This window comes from Streptomonospora nanhaiensis, from assembly GCF_013410565.1.
GTDB lineage: Bacteria > Actinomycetota > Actinomycetes > Streptosporangiales > Streptosporangiaceae > Streptomonospora > Streptomonospora nanhaiensis.
On record NZ_JACCFO010000001.1, the window covers coordinates 2,269,347 to 2,293,090 of the forward strand.

Below are 23,744 nucleotides of genomic sequence, written 5' to 3' on the forward strand. Positions count from 1 at the left end.
GGTCGCATGGTGCTGCCTCCTAGATCCGAGGGCGGGGCCACGGGCGAGGACGGCCGCGAGCGGGTGGCCGGAGAGCCGCCCGCGCACCGGTCCGCCGCCCGCGCGGGGCGGAGGACGGCGGCCGCGGCGAAGCCCGTGCCCGCTGATCCACAATTCCTCGATCGGTTGCCACCCTAGCGCCTTGGCACCCGATTGGTAATGCGTTGTCCACAGCCCGCCACCGCCGCGCGCGGTCGCGCGGGCCGGGGCGGCCGCTTGCGGCCCTCCGGGGTGGAGAGGCACCCGATCCGGGGCCCGCCGACCGGCTGCGGCCGTCCTCCGCTCCGCCCCGCCTCCGCTGCGCCGCCCCCGCGCCCCGACCCGGTTCCCGCGCCCGGCGGGCGGGCGCAGCCGCTCCCGCCCGCCGCCCGCCCGCTGCTACTCCTGCCCGCTCACGGGGTGGGCGCCGTCGAGGTCCCACACCCGCAGGGTGCCGCACATGCCGTTGCGGCGCGGACCGGGCGGGGACCCGGCCGTGTACACCGCCGAGTCGCGCAGGTGGCCGCCCTCCCCGGCCGCCAGGCCGGCGACGTGGCCCCGGGTGGCCTCGGCCTGGGCGTGCGGTCCGCGCTCCCAGTGGTGGTGCCAGCCGGCCGCCTTGTCGCGCACCAGCCGCACCGCCGCCTCGTACAGCCCGGCGAGCGCGCCGGGCCCTTCGGCGCGCACGCGGTCGCGCAGCCGCAGGTACCCCTCGACGGCGAGGTCGCGCCGCTCGCGCGCGGCGCGGGCCATCGCCGCCCCCGCCGTGGCGGTGTCGGCGAAGTCCGACCACGCCGGGATCGCGGTCGCCCGCGCGTAGGCCGCCGGGTCGGCCAGCACGTCGGGCGGGTAGGTCAGCACGGCGTCGCCGGACTCCGGCAGCCCGGCGTTCTGCATCACGACCAGGAGTTCCAGGTCGCCGCTGCCGTTGACCAGCCGGTGCACCGTGCCCGGTGTGAACCACAGCAGCGTGCCCGGCCGCAGCGGCGTGCGGGCGTAGCCGGCGCCGCTCAGCGTCTCCAGGGCGCCCTCGCCGCCCACCACCACGTAGCCCTCGGCCGAGGCGGTGTGCAGGTGCGGCGAGCCGCCCGCCTGCCCGTCGGCCGCGGGCCAGTCGTAGACCCGCAGGTGCGAGACCGCCGTGCCGCCGGGGAACCCGGGCACCCCGGCCGCGTGTCCCCCGCCGCTCACGGCACCCGCACCCGCCCCTCCTGGTCCGGTACGCCCCCCGGCGCCTGCTCGGCCGCCGCCCGCTCCAGCCCGGTCAGGCCCGACTCCGCCAGTTCGGCGCTGCCCGCCCGCCCCCGGTCGCCGTCGGCGATCACCACCGCGTAGCGGTAGCGAAGCGGCCGGCCCGGCTCGGCCGGGACCTCCTCGCTGAAGAACGGCGCCGGGCACACGCACGCGAAGATCCCGGTGCGCACGAACCACCGCACCGGGTGGCCGGGGTTGCCGGGCGCGTCCACGAACACCAGGGTGGCGGAGCGGTCGTGCCCGTCGTGCCGTCCGGCGAAGGCCAGCCAGGGCGCGCGCAGCCCCATCATGTCGTCGCCGCCCTCGGTGTCGGGGCTGTAGACCCGGCCGCCGCTGAAGGAGCGCGGCCCCCGCCAGAACAGGCCGCCGTACCCGGCGTTCTCGCGCCCCTCGGTGGTGGGGCTGCCGATCCGGATCGCGGCGCCGGTGCGGTTGGTGAAGGCGCTGTCGAACACCAGGGTCCACGCGCCGCGCGCGGGGTCGGCGCTGACGCGGAACGCGCGCTCCTCGGTGAACCAGGTCTCGCCCTGCTCGGTGACCCAGTCCAGCCGCTCGGCGACCGACACCGCTTCGGGCCCGGCCGCCAGCCGGTCGAAGCCGCGGTGCACCATGGCGCCGTCGTTGGGCAGCTGCTGGTATCCGCGGTCGCGCACGTAGGTCGGCCCGCCCCACAGGTTGGCCGGGCCCACGTTGGGCAGCGACCACGCGATCCCCTTGTGCCAGACGTGGTCGTGCGGGCGGTAGAGGCTGACGGTGTCGCCGCCCAGGGTGCGGACGGGGTGGAAGTAGGGGCGCGGGGACTCCAGCTGGACGTCCCAGGGCCGGTAGACGTAGCGCGTCAGCTCCGCGCCGTCGTGGGTGATGCGCAGGGCGCGGTCGTGCTCGTGCACCAGGCCCAGTCCGCGGGCGGGCGGCTCGGCCCCGTCCGCGGCCGGGCGGTCGTGCTGGTCGGGGGTCATGTGCGGCCTCCTGTGCGCTCGGGCCGCGCCGCGCGGCGCGGCGCGCGCCGGCCGCGCCCCGCCGCGGTGGGAGTGGCGGCGGCGGGGCGCGGCGGCGGGTCCTGTGCGGTCCTACTGCCGGATGAAGTACTGCTCGGGGTTGCTGGGGCCGGGGGTGTTGTAGACGGCGGCCTCGGGCATGGACTCGGGCACGTTGCGGAAGTCCTCGGCGACGATCCCGTATCCGGGCGGGGTCAGGTTGATGCCGATGGCGTAGAACCGCTCCTGGGAGACCTCCAGCAGTTCGCGCATCCGCTCCTGCCGGCCCTCGGGGTCGGGCTCGGCCAGCAGCTCGTCGTAGATCTCCAGGTGCTCGCGCACCTCCCGCGGCGGCTCCTGGGCGCGGGGGTCCTCGCCGTCGGAGACGTACCACTGCGCCCACGGGATGGCGTAGTTGGACTCACCGCTGTGGACGGGGACGTACCAGCGGGGGTCGTACATGGCGTCCATCAGCCCGCTGTCGCCCGACCAGACGTTGGCGTCGTGCTCGTTGTTCTCGCGGCGGTCCTGCCACAGCGACCGCTCCTCGATCTCCATCTCGACGTCGACGTCCAGCTCCTCCCAGAAGCCGACGACCATCTCCATGGAGTCGACGATGTCGGGCCGGAAGTCGCCGGGCACCGAGAGGGTGAAGCTGAGCGCGCGCCCGCCGGGGGCCACGCGCACGCCGTCGCCGTTGCGCTCGTCGTAGCCGGCCTCGTCCAGCAGCGCGTTGGCGCGCTCGACGTCGTACTCGGTGTACTGCTTGGCCAGCTCCTCGTTGAAGAAGGGGGTGTCGCGGCGCGGCGCGGCCTGCCAGGGCTCGCCCTGCCCCTGGTAGACGACGTCGATGATGGACTGCCGGTCGATCCCCAGCGACATCGCCACCCGGAAGTCGCGGTCGCGGAAGACCTCGCGCAGCTCCTCGTCCTGGTGGGTGAGGTTGAAGGAGATCACGGCGGTGTTCATCTCGCCCGGCTGCAGGTCCACGAACCGGTATCCGCCGGACTCCCGGTTGTCGGCGAGCACCGGCCGGTTCTCCAGCGTGTTGAAGTGCCGGGTGTGGAAGTTGATGTCCCCGTTGAGCGCGCGGGTCAGCATCACCTCCTCGTCCTGCATGATGTCGAACACGACGCGGTCGATGTAGGGCAGCTGGTTGCCCTCCGCGCCGCGCGCCGACAGCTCGGCGATGTAGGTGGCGAGGTAGTTGCCCGGCGGCAGCTGGATGACCAGGAACGCCACCAGGGAGATGGCGAAGAGCGTGGGCACCATGTAGACCAGGCGGCGGATCACCAGCGCGCGCATGCGGACCCCCGGCTGCGGTGAGCGGAGCGGTGTGCCGACCGGCCGTGTTGGATAGCGCTTACCAGGCGGGCCTGCCGAACCCGGGGCGGCGCGGAGCCGGACGCGGCCGGCGCGGCGGCCCGCAAGCGGATAGCGCTTACCTCATGGGCGTTCACCGTGACTGCCATGGCGTGCCGCCTCCGTGCATGCGGTCGTAGTAGCGCGACCCCCGCCGCAGCTCCGCGGGGGTCACCGTGCGCCGCTGGGCGGCCGAGGCGTAGAGCCCGGCGACCAGCCGCAGGGTGCGCAGGGCGTCGGCGGTGGTCACCGGCGGCGGCTCCTTGGCGCGCAGCGCCGCCAGCACCTGGGCGATCTGGGCGTGGTGCCCGCTGGCCACCCCGCTCTCCCCCGCCGCCCAGGCCGCCGCGGCGGCCTCCTCGAACCCCGGCGCCGGGGTGAGCGTCCAGTCGGAGTCGCCGTAGCCGTAGAGGTGGCGCAGTTCGACCGTCGCCCGCTCGAAGTCGAGGCGGATGTAGCTCTCCTCGCGGGGGGAGAGCACGCTGTTGACGACGCTGGCCACCGCGCCGTTGGCGAAGGCCACGTGCGCCAGCGACAGGTCCTCGGTCTCCATCACCCGGGCCTGGCGCCGGGCGGTGGCGCTGACCTCGGTCCAGTCCCCCAGCAGCGCGAGGAGCAGGTCCATCTGGTGGATGCCGTGGCCCATGGTGGGGCCGCCGCCCTCGGTGTCCCAGCGCCCGCGCCAGGGGACGTCGAAGTAGGCCTGGTCGCGGAACCAGAGGGTGTGGCAGACGGCGAGGAGGGGCCGGCCCAGGCCGCCCGACTCCACCAGCGCCCGCACGCGGCGGGCACCCGAGCCGAACCGGTGCTGGAACAGGGTCGCGACGTAGGGCCCCTGGGGGCCCTCGGCGGCGGCCATGTCCTCAAGTTCGGCCAGGCTGAGGGCGGGCGGCTTCTCGACCAGGGCGTTCACCCCGGCGCGCAGGCAGGCCAGTGCCTGGCCGTGGTGCAGGCCGGGCGGGGTGCACAGGTGGACCAGGTCGGGGCGGACCTCGCCGAGCATGCGGTCGAGGTCGGTGAAGCGCTCGGGGATCCCGTAGCGGTCGGTGAAGACGGCCAGGGCGTCGGGGTTGACGTCGGCGGCGGCCACGACCACGGCGTCGCCGGAGAGGGCCTGGAGCGCCTCGACGTGGTAGCGGGCGATGTTTCCGGTGCCGACGACGGCCACGCGCAGCGGATGCGCGGGGCCGGGCGCCGGGTCGGGGGTGTGCATGGCTCTCCTCCTTGGGGGCTCCCGGCGGGCGGGAACCGAGGCCGCCGCGTCGGGCGGAGAGGGCGGGGGGTTCGAGGGGTCGGGTGCACGGGCCCGCGCACGGGGCGCGACCGGGAAATGGGATCTAAACGGGGTCCCGAAACTATCGGAATTCCTGCCGCAAGGCTTGGCGCCTGAATTTACGTAAGCGCCATCACATGGCCAAGCCCCAAAGGAGATCTGGATCACTCCGCACCGCCCGGTGCACCGGTGTCCACCACGGAAGCCGTGCGCATAGGCCCCTGACCGAAATCCCCCGTCCTCCAATCCCATTCCAACCGCACCGCCACCCTGCCGAAAATTTCGAGCACGCTGCGTCGAGCGTCGCGGTGGAGCGGCGGACGGCCGCGAAACACCGGCGGGCGCCCTCCCGGGGGAGGGCGCCCGTGGGGCGGGGTGGCGCCGCTTCAGCGGTTGCGGCGGGCGAAGCCCCGGACCAGCAGGATCAGGTAGGCCCCGTTCACCGCGATCCCGCCGAGCAGCCAGGGCCAGACCGCACCGCCCTCCGCGGTGACCCAGAAGACCTTGGCGGCCCAGTAGGACGGCAGCACCCCGAACGCCAGGCCCCAGGCGCCCGGGAGGAACCACGGCAGGACGGGCAGGGCGAAGAGCAGTGTCCCCACGGCGCGGATCACCGCGAGCCCCTCCACCTTGTTGCGCCCCGCCAGCGCCATCAGGACCGCGACCACCGCCGCGGTGAGGGCCGCGCACAGCCCCGCCGCCGCGGTGCCGGGCAGGCCCGCCGCGGGCATGAAACCGCTGAGCGCCACGGCGACCGTGACGAACACCGTGGTCACCGCGACCAGGGTGGCCACCCGGTACAGCGCGAACACCGGCATGGCCACCGGCGTGACCCGCAGCGCCTGGAGGGTGCGGGAGTCCTTCTCCTCCAGCAGCATCAGCCCGGCCAGCGAGCCCAGGACGCCCACCGGCCCCAGCACCAGGAACATCGACACGATCAGGGGGTGGTAGGGGGTCAGCTCGAACCCGTAGCGCTCGTCCAGCATGGCGGTCAGCGGCGGCAGGGTGAACCGCAGCACCGCGAGGTAGATGAAAGGCGCGACGACCAGGAAGCGCAGCATGGAGTCGCGCCGCAGGCCGATCAGGTCGTTGCGCCCGAAGGCGCGCACAGCGTGGGCCATGTCATGCTCCTTCGGCCACGATGAACCGGGTGTAGAGCCGGCGGGCGAGCAGCCCCAGCAGGACCACCCACAGCATTTGGTAGCCGACCGCGTAGGCGTACTCCCAGGCGGCGGGGTCGGCCTGGCCGAAGGCCGCGCCGAGCAGGAGGAGCGAGCCCTGGGTGGGCACCAGGTAGAGCACCGGGTGCTCCCACAGGCCCGCGTGGTACAGCAGCGGGGTGTTCACCAGCGTCAGCCAGAAGGTGGAGGGCACCACCCAGTCGGTGACCGAGGAGAACGGGAGCGCGGTGGTGATGCTGAGCATCAGCATGAACACCGACGTGGTCGCCACGCCGGCGAGCAGCGGCAGGGGCGAGAACGCCGTGCCGTGCGCGATCACCACGATCACCAGCGCGAGCGCCGTGTTCAGCACGGCCAGGGTGGCCACCTTCGCGACCAGGTAGTCGGTGAACCGCAGCGGCGAGACGGTCAGCGCCGACAGGGTGCGCTCGCCCTTCTCGAAGAACAGCGAGGCGGCGATGAAGAAGAACGGCACGACCACCAGGTCGCCGAAGATCACCAGGGGCGCGGCGACCTCGCGGTAGCCCATGGGCAGCGGCAGCAGGACCGCCAGCCACAGCGCGGTCGAGAAGGCGGCGGCGTAGAGGAACCCGTAGCGCTTCTGCAGGCGCAGCTCCAGCCGGACGGCGCTGCGCAGCCGGGCGGAGCGCCGGGCGGCCGGAGGGAGGGAGGCGGCGGAGGCGCTCATCGGATCGACCGCCCGGTGACCTCGACGAACACGTCGTCCAGTCCCGCCTCCTGGCTGTGCACCGACTCGATCCGGTGCTCGCGCAGCAGGGCGAGCAGCGCGGGGTCGTCGGCCATGCCGTCCAGCGGGAACTCCGCGGTCTCCAGGCGGCCGTCCGCCGACCGGTAGGCCACCCGCACGGTGCGCCGGCTGCGCGCCAGCCGCAGCTCCTCGGGGGAGTCCAGGGCGGCGATGCGCCCGTCGACCACGAACGCCACCCGGTCGCACAGCTCCTCGGCGGCCTCCATGCTGTGCGTGGTGAGGAAGACGGTGCGGCCCTGCTCCCGCAGTTCGGTGATCATCGTCTTGACGATGCGCGCGTTGGCGGGGTCCATCCCGCTGGTGGGCTCGTCCAGGAAGACCAGTTCGGGACGGTGGAGCAGGGCGCGGACAAAGGTCAGCCGGGTCTGCATGCCCTTGGAGAAGCGGCCCACCCGGGTGTGCGCGGCGTCGGCCAGGCCGACCCGGCGCAGCAGTGCGAGGGGGTCCTCGACCGCGCCGCCGTACAGCGAGGCGAAAAACTCCAGGTTCTCCAGCGCGGTGAGCTTCTGGTAGTGGTTGGGCAGTTCGAAGGAGACGCCGATCCGCCGGTAGTAGTCGTTTCCCCACTCCGCCGGCGGGCGCCCCCAGACGGTGGCGGTCCCCTGGGCGCCGGTGAGCAGCCCGGTGAGGATCTTCTGGGTGGTGGACTTACCCGCCCCGCTCGGGCCGAGGAAGCCGAACACCTCCCCGGGGGCGACGGAGAAGGCCATGCCGCGCACGGCGGGCACGGGGGCCTTGGGGTAGGTGTAGGTGAGGTCGGCGACCTCGATGACCGGGGGCGTCTTGCCGGAGGCGGCCGGGATGCGGTCGGCCCCGGCCCGGGTCTGGGCCATGGTGGTTTCCCTAGGGTGCGTCAGGTGGATGTGCCGGATGCTCCTCCGGCGCCCGCCCGTTTCCGTGCCAGGAGTCGCGCAGGGCGGCGTAGCCGCGTTCCAGGAACGTGTACATGGCGTGCAGGTCGCGGAGCCGGTCCAGGTCCTCGGCGGGCGCGCCCTCAAGGCGCTTGAGCCCGTTCTCGGCCAGGGCCCGGACGGCCGCCGCCTCCTGCACGCGCGTGTCGATCTCCCCGCGCCAGAAGCCGGGGCGGAGCCGGTAGTAGTGCCGCCGCGATCCGGGGACGGTGAACCGCTCGACCGCCTCGGAGCGCTGCAGCAGGCGGATCGCCATGCTGATCGCCCCCCGGCTCACGCCGAGGGCCTCGGCCAGTTCGTCGGCCGACTGGTGCGGAGGGCTGCACACGATCAGTCGGCCCAGGACGCGCCCCTCCATGCGGGGCAGGCCCCGTTCCTCGAAGAACCGGCCGAGTTCCTCGGCAAAGACCTGGCGCTCACGCTCCATCCCGGTGTCCGGCATGTTCGTCCCCCTGTGTCGGTGGTGTCAGGCGCGATGCTACGACGAACGGCATGAACTTTCAAACTTTTCTGAAACTTGTACCGATGACGGCCCGGAAGCGCCGGCACGCCGGACCGCCGCCCCCACCGGGTGCGTGCGGCCGGCCGGTGGCGCAGTGGCCGGTAGCCGTGCGTTCGGCGGAATCACGGTGCGGGCGCCGCCGCGCCATCGGCCCGGTGCCACGGCGCCTCCGGGCAGGCGCCCCGGCGCGGGGCGGGGCCGCGGTTCGGCCGGTGAAAAGCAGAAGGCGCGGACGGGATCGTCCGCGCCTGCTGTGTGGGTGCGCCATCAGGGACTCGAACCCCGAACCCGCTGATTAAGAGTCAGCTGCTCTGCCAATTGAGCTAATGGCGCTCCGTGCGGCCCTACGCGGCGGAAATCCGGCCTGCCGGGCTCGCGACGTGGTAAACGATAGCAGCCGCCCAGAGGACTGGCGAACCGAATTGCCCGCGTACGGCCCGCCGCCCCCACTCCGCGGGGGGACGAGGAGTGGGGGCTAGGCCCGGGCGGGGGCCATGGCCAGGACCATGGTCAGGACCACGTCATGACCACGGCCACGATGATGCCGATGGCCACGATCGCGCCCACACCGGCGAGGATGTAGGGGGTGATCGGGGGCTTCGGCTGGGTTTCGGGCTCGCGGTTCTCCGCCACGAAGCGGCGGAACATCATGGTCGAACCCGCGGGGTCGACCTGCTCTTGATCCTTGTTGTCAGACATGGAGACGACCATAGCGACTCGCGCCCCCGCGTGAAGCCCGCACCACGCAGAAATCAGCGGGTATCAGCCGATTCGCCGGTCTTGTCGGCGCGCGCCCCGGGCCGCCGGTCCCGGCGCGACGTGCCAGGTGGCCGCGGTGCCGCGCGGCCTTCGGCGGGGTCCGGCCCCCGGGCGGGGCCACCGGTCGGCGCGGCCGACCTCACACCCGCCGCCTTCGGCCTCAGCCTGCGGGCGCCTCCAGCAGCGCCGCGTGCGCCTCGGCGGGGGCGCCGAGGTCGCGCAGCGCCAGCCCGGCCGCCCCGCGCGCGCCCTCCACCGCCCGGCGCGGCCGGACCCCGTAGCGGGCGGCGACCCCGGCGTGGACCGCGTCGGCGATGCGGCCGCTCGCCAGGAGCGACCCGGCCAGCACGACCGGGGCGGGCGCCTTGGCGGCCGGTGCGGGGGCGGGCGCGGTGCCGCTCCCGGGGGCCGGCGGTGTGCTCAGCGGGTCGGCCCCGGCCGCCATCACCGCGCCCAGCGTGGCCAGCAGCCGCTCGGCGGCCTCGGCCGCGATTCCGGCCGCCACGGCATCGCCGTCGTCGGCCGCGCCGGCGACCACCGGCGCCAGCGCGCCGAGCATTGCCGGAGGGCGGCCGTGGGCGGCGCGCACGATGGCCTGCGGGTCGCCGGCGGGGACGCCCAGGGCGGCGGCCAGCCGCGTGCCGAGTGCGGTGCCGGGGCCCCGCCCGTCGATCGCCGCCAGCACCGCCCGCAGTCCCGCCACGCCCAGCCAGACCGCCGAGCCCTCGTCGCCCAGCAGCCAGCCGTAGCCGTCGCAGCGGCGCACGACGGCCCCGGCCCGCACGGAGGCGGCGACCGCGCCGGTGCCCGCGATCAGGACGGTCCCGGCGTCGGCGGCCGAGCCCGCGGCGAACGCGACCGCGATGTCGTCGGTGAGGCGCGGCCGCCCGCCCAGCCCCGCGGCGGCCCACGCACGCAGCATGGCCTCCTCGGCCTTGGGCCGCCCGGCGGCGGCCGAACCGGCGATGCCGAACACGGCGTGGTCCACCTCGACCGGCCCGGCCTCGGCCAGGGCCGCGCGCAGGGCGCCCTCAAGAGCGGCGGCCGGGTCGGCGCTGGAGAACGGGTTGGCCCCGCCGCCGCGCCCGGCGCCCAGCACCCGGCCGTCGAGGGAGACCGCCACGCACCGCGTCGCGGTACCGCCCGCGTCGACGCCGATGACCGCATGCCGCACCATGCCCGCAGAGCCTAGTGCCGCCGCGCGGGCCGGGAGGGCCGCCCGGCCCGCACGATCCGCCGACCGGGTGGCCAGGTCGCCGCGGACCGTCAGGCTGGCCGGGTACGGCCACGGACCGCCGGCCGCGGGAACCCCGCGGGGGGCGCGGCCGTTGTCATACCGCGTCGGGGCGCCTGGCGGCGCGGACCGCCGGGCGGCATCGCACGCAGGTGAAAGTGAATCGCCAGCGCGCTGTAAGCCCAGTGCACGAGCCTGATGTCAGAAGGTGGCTGCGGCCGGTACTTCCCCGCGGCCGAAGCCCCTTCGCGAAGCGGGCCGGGACAACGGTGGGCGATCCTCTCGGCTCCCAAGAGCCGGAGGACGGCCGGCTCGTGGGACGGCGGCTCGGCAGAGCCGCCCGTGCCTGGCGAGATGACCACGCAGGTCCACACTCGCCAGGCACGCCCGCCCGGTCCGCCGCGCGGCGGCGGCCGCCCGCGCCCCCGGGCCGCGGTCGGCCGCGCCCAGGCGGTGGCGGCCACCCCTCCTGCCGGAAGCCCGGGTCCACGCGCGCGGGACCGGCATTGGGTTGGCGCCGTGGCGGCACGGTGGTGGCACCGTGGAGGCGCTGCGGCGGCGCCACCTTCCCCGGCCGCCGCCCGCCCCGGGCGCCGGTCGAGCCCACGGATTCCGATCCCGGCACCGCCGTGGGCGGCCGCGGGCCGAAAGCCCGCGCCCACGCCCGCCGTCAGCCATCGGCGCCGCCCCGGCCTCCGCCCGCGCGGGCGCGGCGCGCCCCTTGCGCCACCGCCACCACCCGTTCCGCCGCCTGCCGCGCCGTCGCGTTGAGCGCCCCCTGGAGCCGGAGCGACCGCCGCGGGACGGGTAGCGTTGCGGGCAGTGACACCGGGCGCCGTCGGCCACCGTGGATTCGGACACGGCCGAGGGCGCCGACTGCCGGTCCCGAACGCGCGCGGCGGATGAGCGCCGCCGCGCCGGGCCATGGGGAAAAACCGGCGCCGCATTGACTCGGCTCAGCGACCGAAAGAAACTTTCCATCATGGCGAAAACGGCGAAACCGCCGAATACCCACGAGGGCGGGGCAGCGGGCGGCGAGGGCACCACGGGGTTGTTCGGACGGGACGACTCCGCCTCGCCGACCACTGTCCTGCGCATCCGCTCGCTGCTGCCGTCGCTGGCACCGGCCGAGCAGCGCGTGGCCCAGCGCATCATCGCCGACCCCGAGGGGGTCGCCGCGTCCTCCATCACCCAGCTCGCCAAGGACTGCGCCACATCCGAGGCCACGGTGATCCGATTCTGCCGCACCATCGACTTCACCGGGTACCGCGAACTCCGCCTCGCCCTGGCCGCCGAGGCGGGGCAGGCACGCGGCGCGGGCATCAGCACCCGCGAGTTCGCCGGCGACATCAATCCCGACGACACCCTGGTGACCGTCGTCCAGAAGATCGCCTACACCGACGCGCGCGCGGTCGAGGACACCGCCGTACAGCTCGACATCGAGGTGCTGCAGGCGGTCGTGGAGCGGATGGCGGTGGCCCGGCGCATCGACATCTACGGGGTGGGCGCCAGCGGGTTCGTCGCGGCCGACCTCCAGCAGAAGCTGCACCGGATCGGGATCACGTCCTTCGCCTGGTCCGACACCCACGTCATGCTGACCAGCGCCGCGCTGCTGTGCGAGGACGACGTCGCGCTGGCGGTGTCCCACACCGGCACCACCATCGACACTATCGACGCCCTGACCGAGGCCCGCCGCCGGGGCGCCACCACCGTGGCCATCACCAACTTCCCCCGGTCCCCCATCAGCGAGGCCGCCGACCACGTGCTGACCACGGCCGCGCGCGAGACCACCTTCCGCTCGGGGGCCACCGCCAGCCGGCTCGCCCAGCTCACCGTGATCGACTGCCTGTTCGTGGGGCTGGCCCAGTCGCGCTACGCCGACAGCCGCAGCGCGCTGGCCACCACCTACGACGCCGTGCGCGGCCTGCGCGTGGGCGAGGACCGCCGCCGGCCGGCCCCGCGCCGCCGGGCCGCCTCCGCCGACCCGCGCCCCGCGCACGGGGCCCGCGACGACGGCGGCGCCCCGGAGTGACGGCCGGGGCGCGCGGCCGCCCGCGCGGGCCGCCGCCCTGCTCAGCCCCGTTCCAGGGCCGTGCCGAGCAGGCCCAGCGGCGGCGCGCCCAACTCCATCAGGGCGGCGTGGAAGCGCCGCAGGCTGAACCCGCTCCCCCACCGGCGGCGGGCCTGCTCCCGCAGGTCCAGGATCGCCAGCTTGCCCCAGGTGTAGCGGCCGTAGGTGGGGTCGAACAGGGCGCGCCGGGCCTCGGCGAGCGCGGCCGGGCCGGTGTGCGGGGTGTCGGCGGCGAAGCGGCGGGCGGCGTCCTCCACGGTCATCTCACCGGTGTGGACGCCGATCGCCGAGGACAGCCGGGTGACCCGGATGAGCGCCTCGACCCACACGCCCACCTCGAAGTGCGCGGCGGTGAACGAGCCGGCGTCCGCGCCCAGCGCCTCCTCGGCGTAGGCGCCGAACCCCTCCTCCACGCACAGCTCCTCGGTGTAGTGCGCCCAGCCCTCCACGAAGGACAGCGAGAACAGCGAGCGCCGCACCTGCCCCTGGGCCCGGCGCAGGGCGCGGCCGTGCGAGAAGTGCCCCGGCGCGACCTCGTGCACACCGATCGCCGGCAGCGTGGTGGCGCTGAACAGCTCCATCCACTCGGCGGTCTCGGTCTCCGACCACGCGGGATCGGGCGGGGTGACGAAGAAGCTGGACGGCGCGTCGGCCTCGGCGGGGCCCGACCAGCCCAGCGCGGCGGTCGCCCACCGCCCCGAGGGCGGCGACAGCCGCACCTCGCACCGGCCGTCGTCGTAGGGCACCAGGTCGCGCTCGCGGGTGAAGTCCAGGCACAGCCGCGTCCAGGTGCGCGCGGCGTCCAGCACGCCGTCGGGCGCGGGGTGGTCGCGCAGCAGTTCGCGGGCGGTCTCCAGGGGCGGGCGGCCCGGGGCGAGGCGCCCGGCGGACTCGGCCAGGCGCGCCATGAGCCGGTCGCGCTCGGTGTCGGCCTGGGCCCGCAGCCGGTCCAGGTCGACCTCCAGGGCCTCGCCGGCGCCCATGTAGCGGGCCAGGGCCGCGCCGCCCAGCGCGGCGTCGCGGGGCCCCTCGCGCTGGGCGCGCTCCAGGTGGGTGACCAGGCGGCGGTGGGCCGAGAGGGCGGGGTCGCGGACCTCGGCGGGCACGTCCTCGGGCACCCCGGCGGCCAGCCCGCGCACCGCGTCCAGCAGCGCCGTGGCGGTGGGGGCGCTCACCCGGTCCAGCGCGGCGATCGCCGCGCCCACCGCGTCGGGCCAGGCGGCCAGGTGGCGGTCGCGGGCGGCGCGGCGCTCGGCCTCGGGCGCGTACTCGCGGTCGTAGCAGGACACGTCCAGCTCGAAGACGTGGCGCAGCGGGTTGGAGCGGTGCAGCTCCAGCTCGCCCAGCTCCACGCGCAGCGCCTCCTCGGCGGCGCGCGCGTGCGCCTCGTCGTGGGCGTCGGCGAAGGGGTCCCCCCGCCCCAGGCGCGCCAGCCCGGCGGTGACGCCTTCGGGCGACAGGTCGCCCACGACGCCGTCGTACTCGTGGCGGCCGCCTTCCTCGCGCGCGGAGGCCACGTTGAGGTCGGCGATGGCGCGCAGCCGCGCCGGATAGTCGTCCATGGCCTGGACCCTACTCGCGCGGTGCGGGCCGCAGGCAAGGCTTTTCCGGCCCCGCGCGGCCGCCGGATCGGAACCCCCGCCGCGGTTGAAGCGTCACTCCTGGTGTGAAGACACTCCGGGGGCTGTGGTCGAATCCGTGGGCGTGGCTCGTCGCGTGCGTGCTGGCGCCCGTCGCCGCGCTGGCGCCCTACACGTGGCTGAACCTGTCGACGGCCGAGCACCGCACCGGCCTGGACTCCGCGGAGCCGCGGCCGGTGGCGATCGTGCTCGGCGCGGGGCTGCGCGACGACGGCACGCCCACCACGCTGCTGCAGCGCCGGCTGGACATCGCCGCCGAGCTCTACCACAGCGAGCGGGTCGACGCCGTGCTCGTGAGCGGCGACAACAGCGTCGACCACTACAACGAGCCCGACTCCATGCGGGAGTACCTGGCCGACCTCGGCGTGCCCCGCACCAAGATCGTCGCCGACTACGCGGGCTTCAGCACCTGGGAGACCTGCGCCCGCGCGCGGCGGGTGTTCGGGGTCGAGGCGGCGACGGTGATCACCCAGAACTTCCACCTGCCGCGCGCGGTGGCGCTGTGCACGAGCGCCGGGATCGACTCCCAGGGCGTGGGCGACCCCAGCTACCACGTGCGCGGGGTGGCCACGGTCTACGGCTACGTCCGCGAGGTCCCGGCGGCGTTCCTAGGGCTGACCGAGGCGCTGACCCGCCCCGACCCGGAGTTCCTCGGGCCGCGGGAGCCGGGCGTGCGGGAGGCGCTGGCCGCGCCGAGGTAGGCGGGGCGCCGGCGGGGCCGGGCGCGCCGCGCGGCGGGCCCGGCCCCGGAAGGCCGACCGCTCCTCAGCGGCCTCCGCCGAACAGGCGGCTGAGCAGACCGCCGCCCTGCGGCTCGGGGGCCGCGGCCGGCGCGGGGGCGGACGCGGCCGGGTCGCCGGTCCCGGAACCCGCGGGGTCGGGGGCGTCGGTTTCGGCGGCGTCGTCGACCCCCGCGAAGACCCGGAACCCGGTGCGGTCCTCGGGCAGGCCCCACGCCTGCACGGTGTCGCCCACGGCGGACTCGGTCCAGGCCGCGGCCGGGATGTCGGCGATCGACCACAGGACCTTCAGGGTGTCCTGGTCGAGGTCGGTGTCGGGCTCCAGGGGGTGGTCGGGCGCCGCCGTGCGCGGCCCCAGCACCATCTCCAGCGCGGCGCCGACGACGGCCGCGCGGCCCGCGCCCTCGGCGCCGGCGAGCACGTCCGGGAGCATGCCGATGCGCTGCTCCACCGAGCGCCGCCCGGCCCGGCCGAGCGCGAGGAAGCCCAGGACCGCGGGCGCGAGCTCGCCGCAGTGCGGCCAGGAGTCGCCGAAGAGGCCGCGGTAGCCGACGTTGGTGCGCCCGCCCCGGCCGATGCGGGTGAGCGCCTCCCGCGGTGCCCGCTCGCCGTGGATCTGCACGAGCGCGACGGCCGCCGCGAAGGCGTTGTACAGGTGGCCCGACGCCATGACGTGGGCCAGCGCGACCGTGACCTCGGGGTCGTCGGGCGGGGCCAGCATGCCCAGCGCGAACAGCTCCGCCGACAGCAGGTCGCGGGAGGAGCCGCCCGGGAGGTCGGCGGGGGTGCCCACTCCGCGCAGCAGCGCGGGGTAGACCTCAGCGGCGGCCTCGGGCACGAACGCCAGGATGTAGCAGGCCCACTCGGCCGGGGAGTCGATGCCCCGGCGGTTGTCGCCGCCGTCGAGCAGGCGCAGGAGGTCGGGGACGCGCTCGCGCACGGTGTCGTGGACCTCGCGCTCGGCCTGGAGCAGGGCGACGCCCTGGTCGCGGGCGACGGTGTCGATGCGCGCGGCCATGTGCCGCAGCCGCTGTTCGTCGGACGCGTCGTCGAACCAGGCGCGGTACTGGTCGCGGACCTTCTCAAGGTCGGTGCCTGCGGCCCAGGCGACCTCGTCGCGCCACTGGGAGGGGTCGCGGGGCTCGGGCAGCAGCACCGCGGCGGTGGGCGCGAGGAGTTCGAGCAGCAGGCTCAGCGGCCGGGACCGCCACGCCGCAGGGGTGCCGGGGTGGCAGGCGATGGAGATCAGGTGGTGGGCGACGCGCGGCGCCGCGAGGTAGCCGGGCCCGGGGAAGCGGATGAGGTCGAACAGCTCCGGAACCGCGTCGTCGACCCCGCGCTGGGCGCCCTCACCGCCCGCGATGTCGTGCAGCAGGCCGGGGATCGCGTGCCCGCCGGGCGCCAGCGCGCTCCAGTCGGTGTCGTCTACTGCGTGCAGAGGGCCGGAGCCCGTGGTCTCGTCCATAGCCGCATTATTTCGGTGCCGCACCCGCCGCGGCCAACTCGGCCGCGCGCCCTGTGGACGGCTCCCTCGGGGCACCGGGCCCGGCGCCGCTTCCGGCTCGGTGCGGGGCGCTGCGCACCGCCCGGCGCGCCGGCGCTAGGCTCCCGCCATGACCTCCGCCTGGGACCCCGACGCCCCCGGTGTGCTGCGGCTGCCCTCGGGCCGGCTCGTCCGCGGGCGCGGTCTGCGCCGCCCCCTGCCGCCCGGTCCGCCGCCGGACTTCGCGCTGCACCTGCTGGGCCGCCGGCCGCCGCCGGTGGAGTGGGAGGCGCGCTGGGTGCGCTGGCCCGACTTCGGGCTCCCCTCCGACCGCTCCGCCGCCCGCGAGGCCCTGCGCGAGGCGTGGGAGCGGGCCGGGCACGAGCGCGTGGAGGTCGCCTGCGGCGGCGGGGTCGGCCGGACCGGCACCGCGCTGGCCTGCCTGGCCGTTCTCGACGGGGTGCCCGGCGACCAGGCGGTGGCCTACGTCCGCGCGCTGTACGCCCGCCGCGCGGTGGAGACGCCGTGGCAGCGCCGCTACGCCGCCGGGTTCGGCCGGGACGGCGAGCCGGCCCGGTGACACCCGCGGTGCGGGGCGCGCCCCGCACCGGGGCCCGGCCGCGGCGTGCGGCCCGGTTCGCGCGCCGCACGCGCCGGGCGGGTCAGGACAGCGCGGTCCGCAGGTCGTCGCGCGGCGGCTCCTCGACGGTGGCCGGTGCGCGGCGCAGGGTGTCCAGCAGCCCCTTGGCGTTGGCGCCGATCTCGCGCCGGTAGCCCAGCGCGGTGGCGCGCGGACGGCGCAGCAGGCTGGGGTCGCCCACGCCGTAGGCGTCGACTCCGGCGGCGCGGCACAGCGCCACCGTGCGCGGCACGTGGAACGCCTGGGTGACGACGACGGCGCGGTCGACGCCGAACACGCGGCGGGCGCGCACGGCGGTGTCGTAGGTGCGGTAGCCGTGCGGGTCGGCCACGATCGCGTCCGCGGGCACGCCGAGGTGGACCAGCCGGGCGGCCATGGTGTCGGTCTCGTGGTGGGAGCGGGCGCGGTTGTCGCCCGAGACGAGCAGCACGCGCACGCGGCCGTCGTGGTACAGCCGTGCCGCGAGGGCCAGCCGGGCCGCGAGCAGGGCGGAGGGGCCGTTGGGGGTGGCGCCCGCGCCGAGGACGATGGCCACCGGGCACTCGGGCGCCCGGTCGGCGCGCGTGCGGCGCCCCGCGCTGGCGGCGTAGCTCCATACGGTCGGCCCCAGGGCCGCCGCGGCCACCGCCGCGCCCACACCCGCCCACGCCTTTGGTCCCATGTCCGCCCCAGACCGCCTTCCCGGATCGGACCGGCCGCCCCGGCCCGCTTCGCCACCCGACCCTAGCGGCTCGCCCGGCCCCCTCGGCCCGGCCGTCGGCGGGCCGCCGTGGGCGCGGCGGTGCCGATCGGGGCGGCGGCGTCCGGGTAGGGGTGGAGGGGCCGGACGACGCCGGCCGCATGTGGAGGAGGACCACCGTGAAGCAGTACCTGCTCAGCATCTACCAGCCCGCAGGCGGCACTCCCGGGCCCGAGGTGCTGGAGCCGATCATGCGCGAGGTCGAGGCCGTGAACGCGGCCATGCGCGAGGCGGGCGCGCGCGTGTTCGCCGGCGGCCTCACCCCGCCGGAGACCGCCACGGTCGTGCGGGCCCGGGGCGACGAGGCGCTGACGACCGACGGCCCTTACATCGAGGGCGGGGAGCACGTGGGCGGGTTCACCGTGATCCAGGCGCCCGACCTGGACGCGGCCCTGGAGTGGGGACGCCGGCTGGCGCGCGCCACCACCCTGCCCGTCGAGGTGCGGCCCATGGAGTTCGGGTCCTGCGGGTGAGCCCCGAGGCCGGCTGCCCGGCGCCGCGCGCCGAACCCTCACCCCGCGCGCGACCGGACCGTGGACCGGCTGCGGCTTGGCCTCATCCGCTGCCACGGCGCCGGCCGTGCGCCCGGCGCTGATCCCGCGCCCGCCGGGTGGGCCGGCCCCCGCCGCGGATCGCGCCGCGTTCGGTGCCGCCCGGGCCCGCCATGCGGCGGTGGGTCACCGGCCCCTGACGGCGGGCGGCGGGCCGTCGGCGGCGCCGGACCGCAGCCGGCCCACACCGGGCAGGAACCGGCCCACGCGCGCGGCGTAGGCGGTGTAGGCGGCGCCGTGCGCGCGGGCGAGATAGGGCTCCTCGACCCGGCGCACCTGCACCTGCACGCCCGCCAGGACGGTGAGGGCGCCCAGGGCGGACAGCGCTCCGGGGCAGGACAGGGCGATCCCGGCGGTCCAGCACAGCCCGGCGGTGTAGACCGGGTTGCGGACCAGGGCGAAGGGCCCGCCGGTGACCAGGGCGGTGCGGTCGTCGGGGTCGACGTCGATGCGCCAGGAGGCGCCCATGGCGGTCTGGGCGGCGAGCGTGGCCGCCAGCGCGGCCACGGCCAGCACCAGCCCGGCCGCGCGCAGGGCCGCAAGGTCGGCGGGGGCGAGCGCGGCGGGCACGCGCGGTCCGAGGAGTTCGGCGGCGGGCGCGGCGATCCCGGCCAGGAACCCCCCGCCGACGACGGCCGACCACGCGCCGACCTGGACCCGCCGGGGGGCGTCGGGCGTGGGCGCGAAGCGGACGGACAGCCGCCCGGTGCGCAGGTAGTGCGCGAGGGTGCGGCCGAGCATGGCCAGCGACGCGAAGACGACGGTGAGAGCGATCGTCACCAGGGCCGGCATCAGGGTCCCCCTCGGCGCCGCGGCCCACGGCCGCGGCGAAAGCCCGCGTGCGGCCGCCCCGACGAACTCGGGCGGCACCCACCCCACACTACTACCGAAGGTGCCGATCACGGCACTCACCGTCACGTCCCGGACGTGCGATCCGGGCGGGGCGCGCCCCCGCCCGACGCGCCGCGCCTTTCCCGGGCGCGGCTTTCGCCGGACGCGCTTTGCCCGAGGCGGCCGGCCCGTCCGGCGGCCCTGTTCGGCGGCGGTATTGCGGGTCCGGTTCGGCATTGCCCGCCCGGCACGTCCCCGGCGGACTTTCCCGCCGGTACGCGCGCCGCCCGCGCCGCGCTCGTGCGCGAGTGGCGGCATGTGCTGATTCCGGCGGGCGGCGCGGGGGTATCCCCTTCTCGTCGCGGCCCGTCCGCCGCCCGGCCGACCGCAGGCGGCGGCGGGTTCCGCGGCAGACCCGCGCACCCCCTCCGGCGCGGAAAACCAGCGCCGGAGGCGAAAAAGCCGGCCATTTGCGGCTGTAATGTCACAAGCGTCGGATACAACTGCGGGGAAAGGCAGTTAAGTGCGGGATTCCCGCTCTGAATACGCCGCGAAGGAGGCCCATGCCGCAGTTGGCGATCGACGCGACATGTCTTCCGCAGTACGACAAGCTCGACAAGCCCACGCGTGAGCGGCTGCTCGCCGCCACGCGCAAATTCCGCGAACTCTCGCTCGACGCCCTCCTCGCGCACCCCGACCTCCGCATCCGCTCCCTGCCCAAGGGCCAGGACCCCCGCATCCGCACGTTCCGCATCAGCGACTCCTGGACCGGCGTGATGCTGGCGCCCGAGTCCGGCGAGACCTTCCTCCTGGTCCACCTGCTGCCGCGCGACACCGCCGAGGACTGGGCCACCGACCAGCGCCACGACGTCAACCCCGTCATGGGCACGCTCGAACGCCGCGACGCCACCGCGCTGGGGCAGGCCGCCGAACGCGCCCCCGCCCACGCGGCCGGGCCCGCCGCCCGCGCCGCCCCGGTGCCGACCGGCTCCCCCGGCGCGCCCGCGCGCGCCCCCGGCCCCGCCCGCACCGCTCCCGCCGCGCCCTCCGGCGCCGGCGCCACCGCGCCCGCCGCCGCGCCGCCCGCCGCGCCGGCCGCTCCCCCGCTCTTCGATCACGTCAGCGACCACGACCTCCAGCGCCTGGGCATCGACCCCGAGATCCGCGACTTCTGCCGCACCCTCACCACCGCCCGCGAACTCCACGACTGGGCGCCCGCCCTTCCCCAGGACCAGTTCGAGGTGCTGCGCGCCCTGGCCGACGGCCACTCGGTGCAGCGCGTGCGCGACGAGGTCGTTGTGCCGCGCCGCCCCGTCGTGGGCGCGGTCGCCGCCGACGACTACGACACCGCCATCCGGCACACCCGCGAGCGCGTCATCGTCGTCAACGACAACCAGGAGATCGAGGACGTCCTGGCCGGCGAGTTCAACGCCTGGCGGGTCTTCCTGCACCCCAAGCAGCGCGACCTCGCCTACCGCCCGCGTTTCAACGGCCCCGCCAAGGTGTCGGGCGGACCGGGCACCGGCAAGACCGTGGTGGCGCTGCACCGCGTCAAGTATCTGGCCGAGCACCTGCCCCTCGGCGGGCGGGTGCTGCTCACCAGCTTCACCAACGCCCTGGTGGAGTCCCTCAAGCGCAACCTCGCGCTGCTGATCCCGCCCGAACTCGTCGAGGACGTCGACGTGGTCACCACCGACAAGCTCGCGCTCGACGTGGTCAAGGAGGTCCACCCCGACATCCGGCTGCGCACCGACACCCGCGGCGTGTTCGCCAACTACGCCCGGCAGCACCGGCTGCCCTGGCCCGTCGACTTCCTGTTCTCGGAGTACCGGCACGTGATCACCGCGCGCGGGATCACCACCCTGGAGGGCTACCTCGACCCCGACGCCCGCGCCGGCCGCACCACCCCGCTCAACGCCGACCAGCGCCGCCGGGTCTGGCACGCGGTCAGCAGCGTCCGGGCCATGATGCGCACCAGCCGCAAACTGCCCGCCGAGGACCTCCACGCCGAGGCCGCCCGGATTCTCAGCGAACGCGCCGAACTCCCCTACACCAACGTCGTGGTCGACGAGGCCCAGGACCTCCACCCCGCCCAGTGGCGCACCCTGCGCGCTGCCGTGCCGCCCGGCCCCAACGACCTGTTCATCGCCGGCGACAACCGCCAGCGCATCTACGACAACACGGTCTCCTTCAAGCAGTTGGGCATCGAGATCGTGGGCCGGTCCTATCCGCTGCGGGTCAACTACCGCACCACCGAGCAGATCCTCACCTGGGCCGACGGCATCCTGCGCGGGCAGCCGGTCCTGGAACTGGGCGACTCCGCCGCGATCGAGCCGGGCGGATCCACCCGCTGCGTGCTCAGCGGCCCGCCGCCCGAGCTGTACGGCGCGCCCGACGAACCCACCGAGCTGGACGCGCTGGCCGAGCGGGTGCGCGGCTGGCTGGCCGAGGGGATCGAGCCCGCCGACATCTGCGTGACGGCGCGCACCAACAAGCTGCGCGACTCCGTGGCCGCCCACCTGCGGGCGCGCGCGCTGCCGGCCGCCATCTTCAACCCGCGCGAGCACTCGGTCACCGACACCGCCCACGCGGTGCGCGTGACCACCATGCACGGGGTCAAGGGGCTGGAGTTCCGCGCGATCGCGGTGTTCGCCGCCACCGCCGACGCCCTTCCGCAGACCGACCACCTCACCGACCCCGCCCTGGACGAGAACCAGCGCCGCGCCGAACTCGACGCCCAGCGGTCGCTGCTCTACGTGGCGTGCACCCGGGCCCGCGAACGCCTCTACGTCAGCTGGCACGGCGCCCCGAGCCCGTTCCTGCCGCTGTAGGGCCGCCCGCGCGCCACCGCCGGCGGGCGGTGGCGCCCGGTGCCGCGGCGGCCGGCCGCACGGCGGCGCGTCGTGCGGCGGACGGGGGCGCCGCCGGTTTCTACTGGTCAGCGGGCAGAACAACCACCCGGCCGCGCCGCGCGGAGGGGTCCGGCGGCGCGCTGCGCGCGGCACCGGCCGGCGCGGGCGCGGCCGGGCCGACCACGGACCGACGGGGGCGCCATGCCGGACGAGACCGCTGTGCAGGAGTTCTTCGCCGCCTACGGCCGGGCGCTGGCCGGGGGCGACCTCAACGGGGTGGCGGCCGCGTACTCCTATCCCTCCTATGTGGCCGGCGACGCCCAGAGCATCGCGATCGCCGCCCCCAACGAGGTCAAGGACGCCTTCGCGGGCGCGGCCGAGCAGTACCGCCGGCGCGGGGTGGCCCACGCCGTGCCGCGTGTGCGGGCCGCCGAGTGGCTGACCCGGTCGCTGCTGTCGGTCGACGTGGCGTGGTCCTACACCGACGAGGGCGGCGGGGAGCTGGAGGCCGAGACCTTCCGCTACGTGCTGCGGGTGTCGGGCGAGTCCGTACGGATCTGCGTGGTGGTGGCCGCCGCGACCGAGGTGTAGGCGGGGCCGGCCCGGGCGCGGGGTCGCGGCCGGCCTGGCGGATCATCGCCACGATGTCCTTGGGCCGCTGGAGGTCGCTCCAGGTGAACCGGAGCAGGGTGAGCCGCCCGGGGGCGGTGAGGATGCGGTTCTGCCGGCCGCGGTCGGTGAACAGCGCCGCCGGAAGGCTGTGGGGGCCGCGGCCGTCGGCCTCGACCACCACGCCCCGGCTGGGCCAGGCGAGGTCGGCGCGGCCCGCCAGCGTGCCGTCGGACCGGTAGACGGGGTACTGGAGGTCCTCGGGCGGGATCCCGGCGTCGTGGCACACCAGCCTCAGCCGGGTCTCCAGACTGCTCTGCGCGCGGGGGTCGGCCAGCGCCCACCACGCCCGGGTGCGCGCCGCGCCGGGGCGGCGGGCGTTGGCGGCGCACAGGTCGGGCAGCTCCTCCGCGCTGACGGCGCCCGCCTGCAGCGCGGAGTCGATGACGCTGACGGCGGTGTGGCGGTCGACCAGCATGACGGTGTCGCGCAGGGTGCGCCCGGGAGTGGTGAGCCGGATGCCGCGGCACACGGTGACCTCGCTGGGCGGCAGCCGCCAGGTGTAGGCCCGCACGCCCGTGCCCCGGGGCGCGCCGCCGCCGAGCAGGACCACGTGGAGGCGGTCGCCGCCGGGGGCGGGCGGCAGCCCGCTGAAGCGCCACAGCCGCGCGGCGGTGGGCCCCACCGCCACGGCCCGGGGACCGTAGGCCAGCTGCACCGCCATGACCCGCGCCGCCAGCGGGGGGATCGCCGCCGGGCTGGACGTAGAAGACCCGCGGCCGCAGCCGCCGCCAGCGCCGCCGCGCGACCAGCCGGCGGATGGCGGAGTCGGTCAGCCCGCAGTCGAGCGCCTGGGCACGCGAGACGACCCCGTGCTGGGCCGCGGCGAGGAAGTGGACGGTGGAGGCGTCCGTGGAGTCCGGCATGCGTCCAGCCAAGCCCGCCCCGCCCACGTGCGGCAACGCCAACCCGACGCCTGTGGAAAACCCCGCGCCCGATCCTCGGGTGGACGCGGCGGGGCGCGGGGCGCGGAGCCCGGTCGCCGCTCGCATCGCGACTGGGCGCGTGGTCGGCGGGATCTCCGCGTTCCCACACCGGGACAGGTCGTCACCGATGCCGAGCGAAACGGTCCCAGCCGATCGCGGGCCGACCCGGCGATCGCCCGAAGGACGATGGCCGCCCACCCGCGCCGCGCCCGCCTTTGCCGCCCTCGTCGCCGCCGATTCCGTCGCCCACGCGCGGCGGGTGAAACCCCGCCCTCAAACCGGGGCGGCCGGCCGGGGTTCCCGCGCGCGCTCCCTCCTTCCCGAGTCGGAGTCCGCCACCGCCCTTGCGCACCCCGTCCCCC

At 76.0% G+C, this 23,744-nt stretch carries 21 protein-coding genes, 1 tRNA gene and 1 pseudogene; 7 read left to right on the top strand and 16 right to left on the bottom strand.

Annotated features, from left to right (window positions below; genetic code table 11):
• Window positions 1-417: 417 nt before the first annotated feature.
• The 11 genes from HNR12_RS09755 to HNR12_RS09805 all read right to left on the bottom strand — a co-directional run bounded on the left by HNR12_RS09755 (window position 418) and on the right by HNR12_RS09805 (window position 10,183).
• A complete protein-coding gene (locus tag HNR12_RS09755) occupies window positions 418-1,209 on the bottom strand; it encodes a cupin domain-containing protein (protein WP_308251243.1) in 792 nt (263 codons plus the stop codon).
• Window positions 1,206-2,231: a DUF6807 domain-containing protein gene (locus HNR12_RS09760; protein ID WP_179767191.1), complete on the bottom strand. Its 1,026-nt coding sequence runs from the start codon at window positions 2,229-2,231 to the stop codon at window positions 1,206-1,208. Before HNR12_RS09760 ends, HNR12_RS09755 begins: the two co-directional genes overlap by 4 nt.
• 111 nt (window positions 2,232-2,342) lie before the next feature.
• On the bottom strand, window positions 2,343-3,554 hold the full coding sequence (locus HNR12_RS09765) for an ABC transporter substrate-binding protein (protein ID WP_179767192.1): 1,212 nt from the start codon (window positions 3,552-3,554) through the stop codon (window positions 2,343-2,345).
• A gap of 151 nt (window positions 3,555-3,705) precedes the next feature.
• The gene (locus tag HNR12_RS09770) at window positions 3,706-4,824 is read right to left on the bottom strand and encodes a Gfo/Idh/MocA family protein (protein ID WP_179767193.1); all 1,119 of its coding nucleotides are present in this window, start codon (window positions 4,822-4,824) and stop codon (window positions 3,706-3,708) included.
• A 446-nt stretch (window positions 4,825-5,270) separates the two neighbouring features.
• A complete protein-coding gene (locus HNR12_RS09775; protein WP_179767194.1) occupies window positions 5,271-6,005 on the bottom strand; it encodes an ABC transporter permease in 735 nt (244 codons plus the stop codon).
• Window position 6,006: 1 nt separating this feature from the next.
• Window positions 6,007-6,753 carry a fluoroquinolone export ABC transporter permease subunit gene (locus HNR12_RS09780; RefSeq protein WP_179767195.1) on the bottom strand — a complete coding sequence of 249 codons (747 nt, stop codon included), beginning with the start codon at window positions 6,751-6,753 and terminating at the stop codon, window positions 6,007-6,009.
• Window positions 6,750-7,667, bottom strand: a complete 918-nt coding sequence (locus HNR12_RS09785) for an ABC transporter ATP-binding protein (RefSeq protein ID WP_179767196.1) — start codon at window positions 7,665-7,667, stop codon at window positions 6,750-6,752. The genes HNR12_RS09780 and HNR12_RS09785 overlap by 4 nt, the downstream gene beginning before the upstream one ends.
• A 10-nt stretch (window positions 7,668-7,677) precedes the next feature.
• Entirely contained in the window at window positions 7,678-8,187 is a 510-nt protein-coding gene (locus HNR12_RS09790; RefSeq protein WP_179767197.1) for a GbsR/MarR family transcriptional regulator, read from the bottom strand.
• A 320-nt stretch (window positions 8,188-8,507) separates the two neighbouring features.
• Window positions 8,508-8,580, bottom strand: a tRNA-Lys gene (locus HNR12_RS09795).
• 177 nt (window positions 8,581-8,757) lie between these two features.
• Entirely contained in the window at window positions 8,758-8,946 is a 189-nt protein-coding gene (locus HNR12_RS09800) for a hypothetical protein (RefSeq protein ID WP_179767198.1), read from the bottom strand.
• A 220-nt stretch (window positions 8,947-9,166) separates the two neighbouring features.
• Window positions 9,167-10,183, bottom strand: a complete 1,017-nt coding sequence (locus HNR12_RS09805; RefSeq protein ID WP_179767199.1) for an N-acetylglucosamine kinase — start codon at window positions 10,181-10,183, stop codon at window positions 9,167-9,169.
• A 1,039-nt stretch (window positions 10,184-11,222) separates the two neighbouring features.
• Here HNR12_RS09805 and HNR12_RS09810 point away from each other — a divergent pair.
• The gene (locus HNR12_RS09810; RefSeq protein WP_179767200.1) at window positions 11,223-12,272 is read left to right on the top strand and encodes a MurR/RpiR family transcriptional regulator; all 1,050 of its coding nucleotides are present in this window, start codon (window positions 11,223-11,225) and stop codon (window positions 12,270-12,272) included.
• Between the two features lie 41 nt (window positions 12,273-12,313).
• Here HNR12_RS09810 and HNR12_RS09815 read toward each other — a convergent pair whose 3' ends face one another.
• Window positions 12,314-13,873 carry a DUF885 family protein gene (locus HNR12_RS09815; protein ID WP_179767201.1) on the bottom strand — a complete coding sequence of 520 codons (1,560 nt, stop codon included), beginning with the start codon at window positions 13,871-13,873 and terminating at the stop codon, window positions 12,314-12,316.
• A 104-nt stretch (window positions 13,874-13,977) separates the two neighbouring features.
• On the opposite strand from HNR12_RS09815, the gene HNR12_RS09820 reads away from it, so the two are divergent.
• Window positions 13,978-14,652: a SanA/YdcF family protein gene (locus tag HNR12_RS09820; protein WP_179767202.1), complete on the top strand. Its 675-nt coding sequence runs from the start codon at window positions 13,978-13,980 to the stop codon at window positions 14,650-14,652.
• Window positions 14,653-14,716: 64 nt separating this feature from the next.
• On the opposite strand, the gene HNR12_RS09825 is transcribed toward HNR12_RS09820, so the two are convergent.
• Window positions 14,717-16,156, bottom strand: coding sequence for a hypothetical protein (locus HNR12_RS09825; RefSeq protein WP_179767203.1), 1,440 nt, complete (start codon window positions 16,154-16,156; stop codon window positions 14,717-14,719).
• 148 nt (window positions 16,157-16,304) lie between these two features.
• On the opposite strand from HNR12_RS09825, the gene HNR12_RS09830 reads away from it, so the two are divergent.
• Window positions 16,305-16,754, top strand: a complete 450-nt coding sequence (locus HNR12_RS09830) for a protein-tyrosine phosphatase family protein (protein ID WP_179767204.1) — start codon at window positions 16,305-16,307, stop codon at window positions 16,752-16,754.
• A gap of 82 nt (window positions 16,755-16,836) precedes the next feature.
• Here the strand turns inward: HNR12_RS09830 and HNR12_RS09835 are convergent, their stop codons facing one another.
• Window positions 16,837-17,475, bottom strand: a complete 639-nt coding sequence (locus HNR12_RS09835) for a SanA/YdcF family protein (protein WP_179767205.1) — start codon at window positions 17,473-17,475, stop codon at window positions 16,837-16,839.
• Between the two features lie 197 nt (window positions 17,476-17,672).
• On the opposite strand from HNR12_RS09835, the gene HNR12_RS09840 reads away from it, so the two are divergent.
• On the top strand, window positions 17,673-18,026 hold the full coding sequence (locus HNR12_RS09840; protein WP_179767206.1) for a YciI family protein: 354 nt from the start codon (window positions 17,673-17,675) through the stop codon (window positions 18,024-18,026).
• Between the two features lie 204 nt (window positions 18,027-18,230).
• Here HNR12_RS09840 and HNR12_RS09845 read toward each other — a convergent pair whose 3' ends face one another.
• The gene (locus tag HNR12_RS09845; protein ID WP_308118941.1) at window positions 18,231-18,884 is read right to left on the bottom strand and encodes a methyltransferase family protein; all 654 of its coding nucleotides are present in this window, start codon (window positions 18,882-18,884) and stop codon (window positions 18,231-18,233) included.
• Between the two features lie 614 nt (window positions 18,885-19,498).
• On the opposite strand from HNR12_RS09845, the gene HNR12_RS09850 reads away from it, so the two are divergent.
• The 3 genes from HNR12_RS09850 to HNR12_RS28375 all read left to right on the top strand — a co-directional run bounded on the left by HNR12_RS09850 (window position 19,499) and on the right by HNR12_RS28375 (window position 22,962).
• Complete coding sequence (locus HNR12_RS09850) at window positions 19,499-21,766, top strand: UvrD-helicase domain-containing protein (RefSeq protein WP_179767208.1); 2,268 nt, start codon at window positions 19,499-19,501, stop codon at window positions 21,764-21,766.
• Between the two features lie 222 nt (window positions 21,767-21,988).
• Window positions 21,989-22,378: a DUF6841 family protein gene (locus tag HNR12_RS09855; RefSeq protein ID WP_179767209.1), complete on the top strand. Its 390-nt coding sequence runs from the start codon at window positions 21,989-21,991 to the stop codon at window positions 22,376-22,378.
• A 398-nt stretch (window positions 22,379-22,776) separates the two neighbouring features.
• Window positions 22,777-22,962, top strand: coding sequence for a hypothetical protein (locus HNR12_RS28375; protein ID WP_246425045.1), 186 nt, complete (start codon window positions 22,777-22,779; stop codon window positions 22,960-22,962).
• Window positions 22,963-23,226: 264 nt separating this feature from the next.
• Here the strand turns inward: HNR12_RS28375 and HNR12_RS29745 are convergent.
• A pseudogene (locus tag HNR12_RS29745) lies at window positions 23,227-23,448 on the bottom strand (hypothetical protein); the annotation flags it as partial.
• Window positions 23,449-23,744 lie beyond the last annotated feature (296 nt).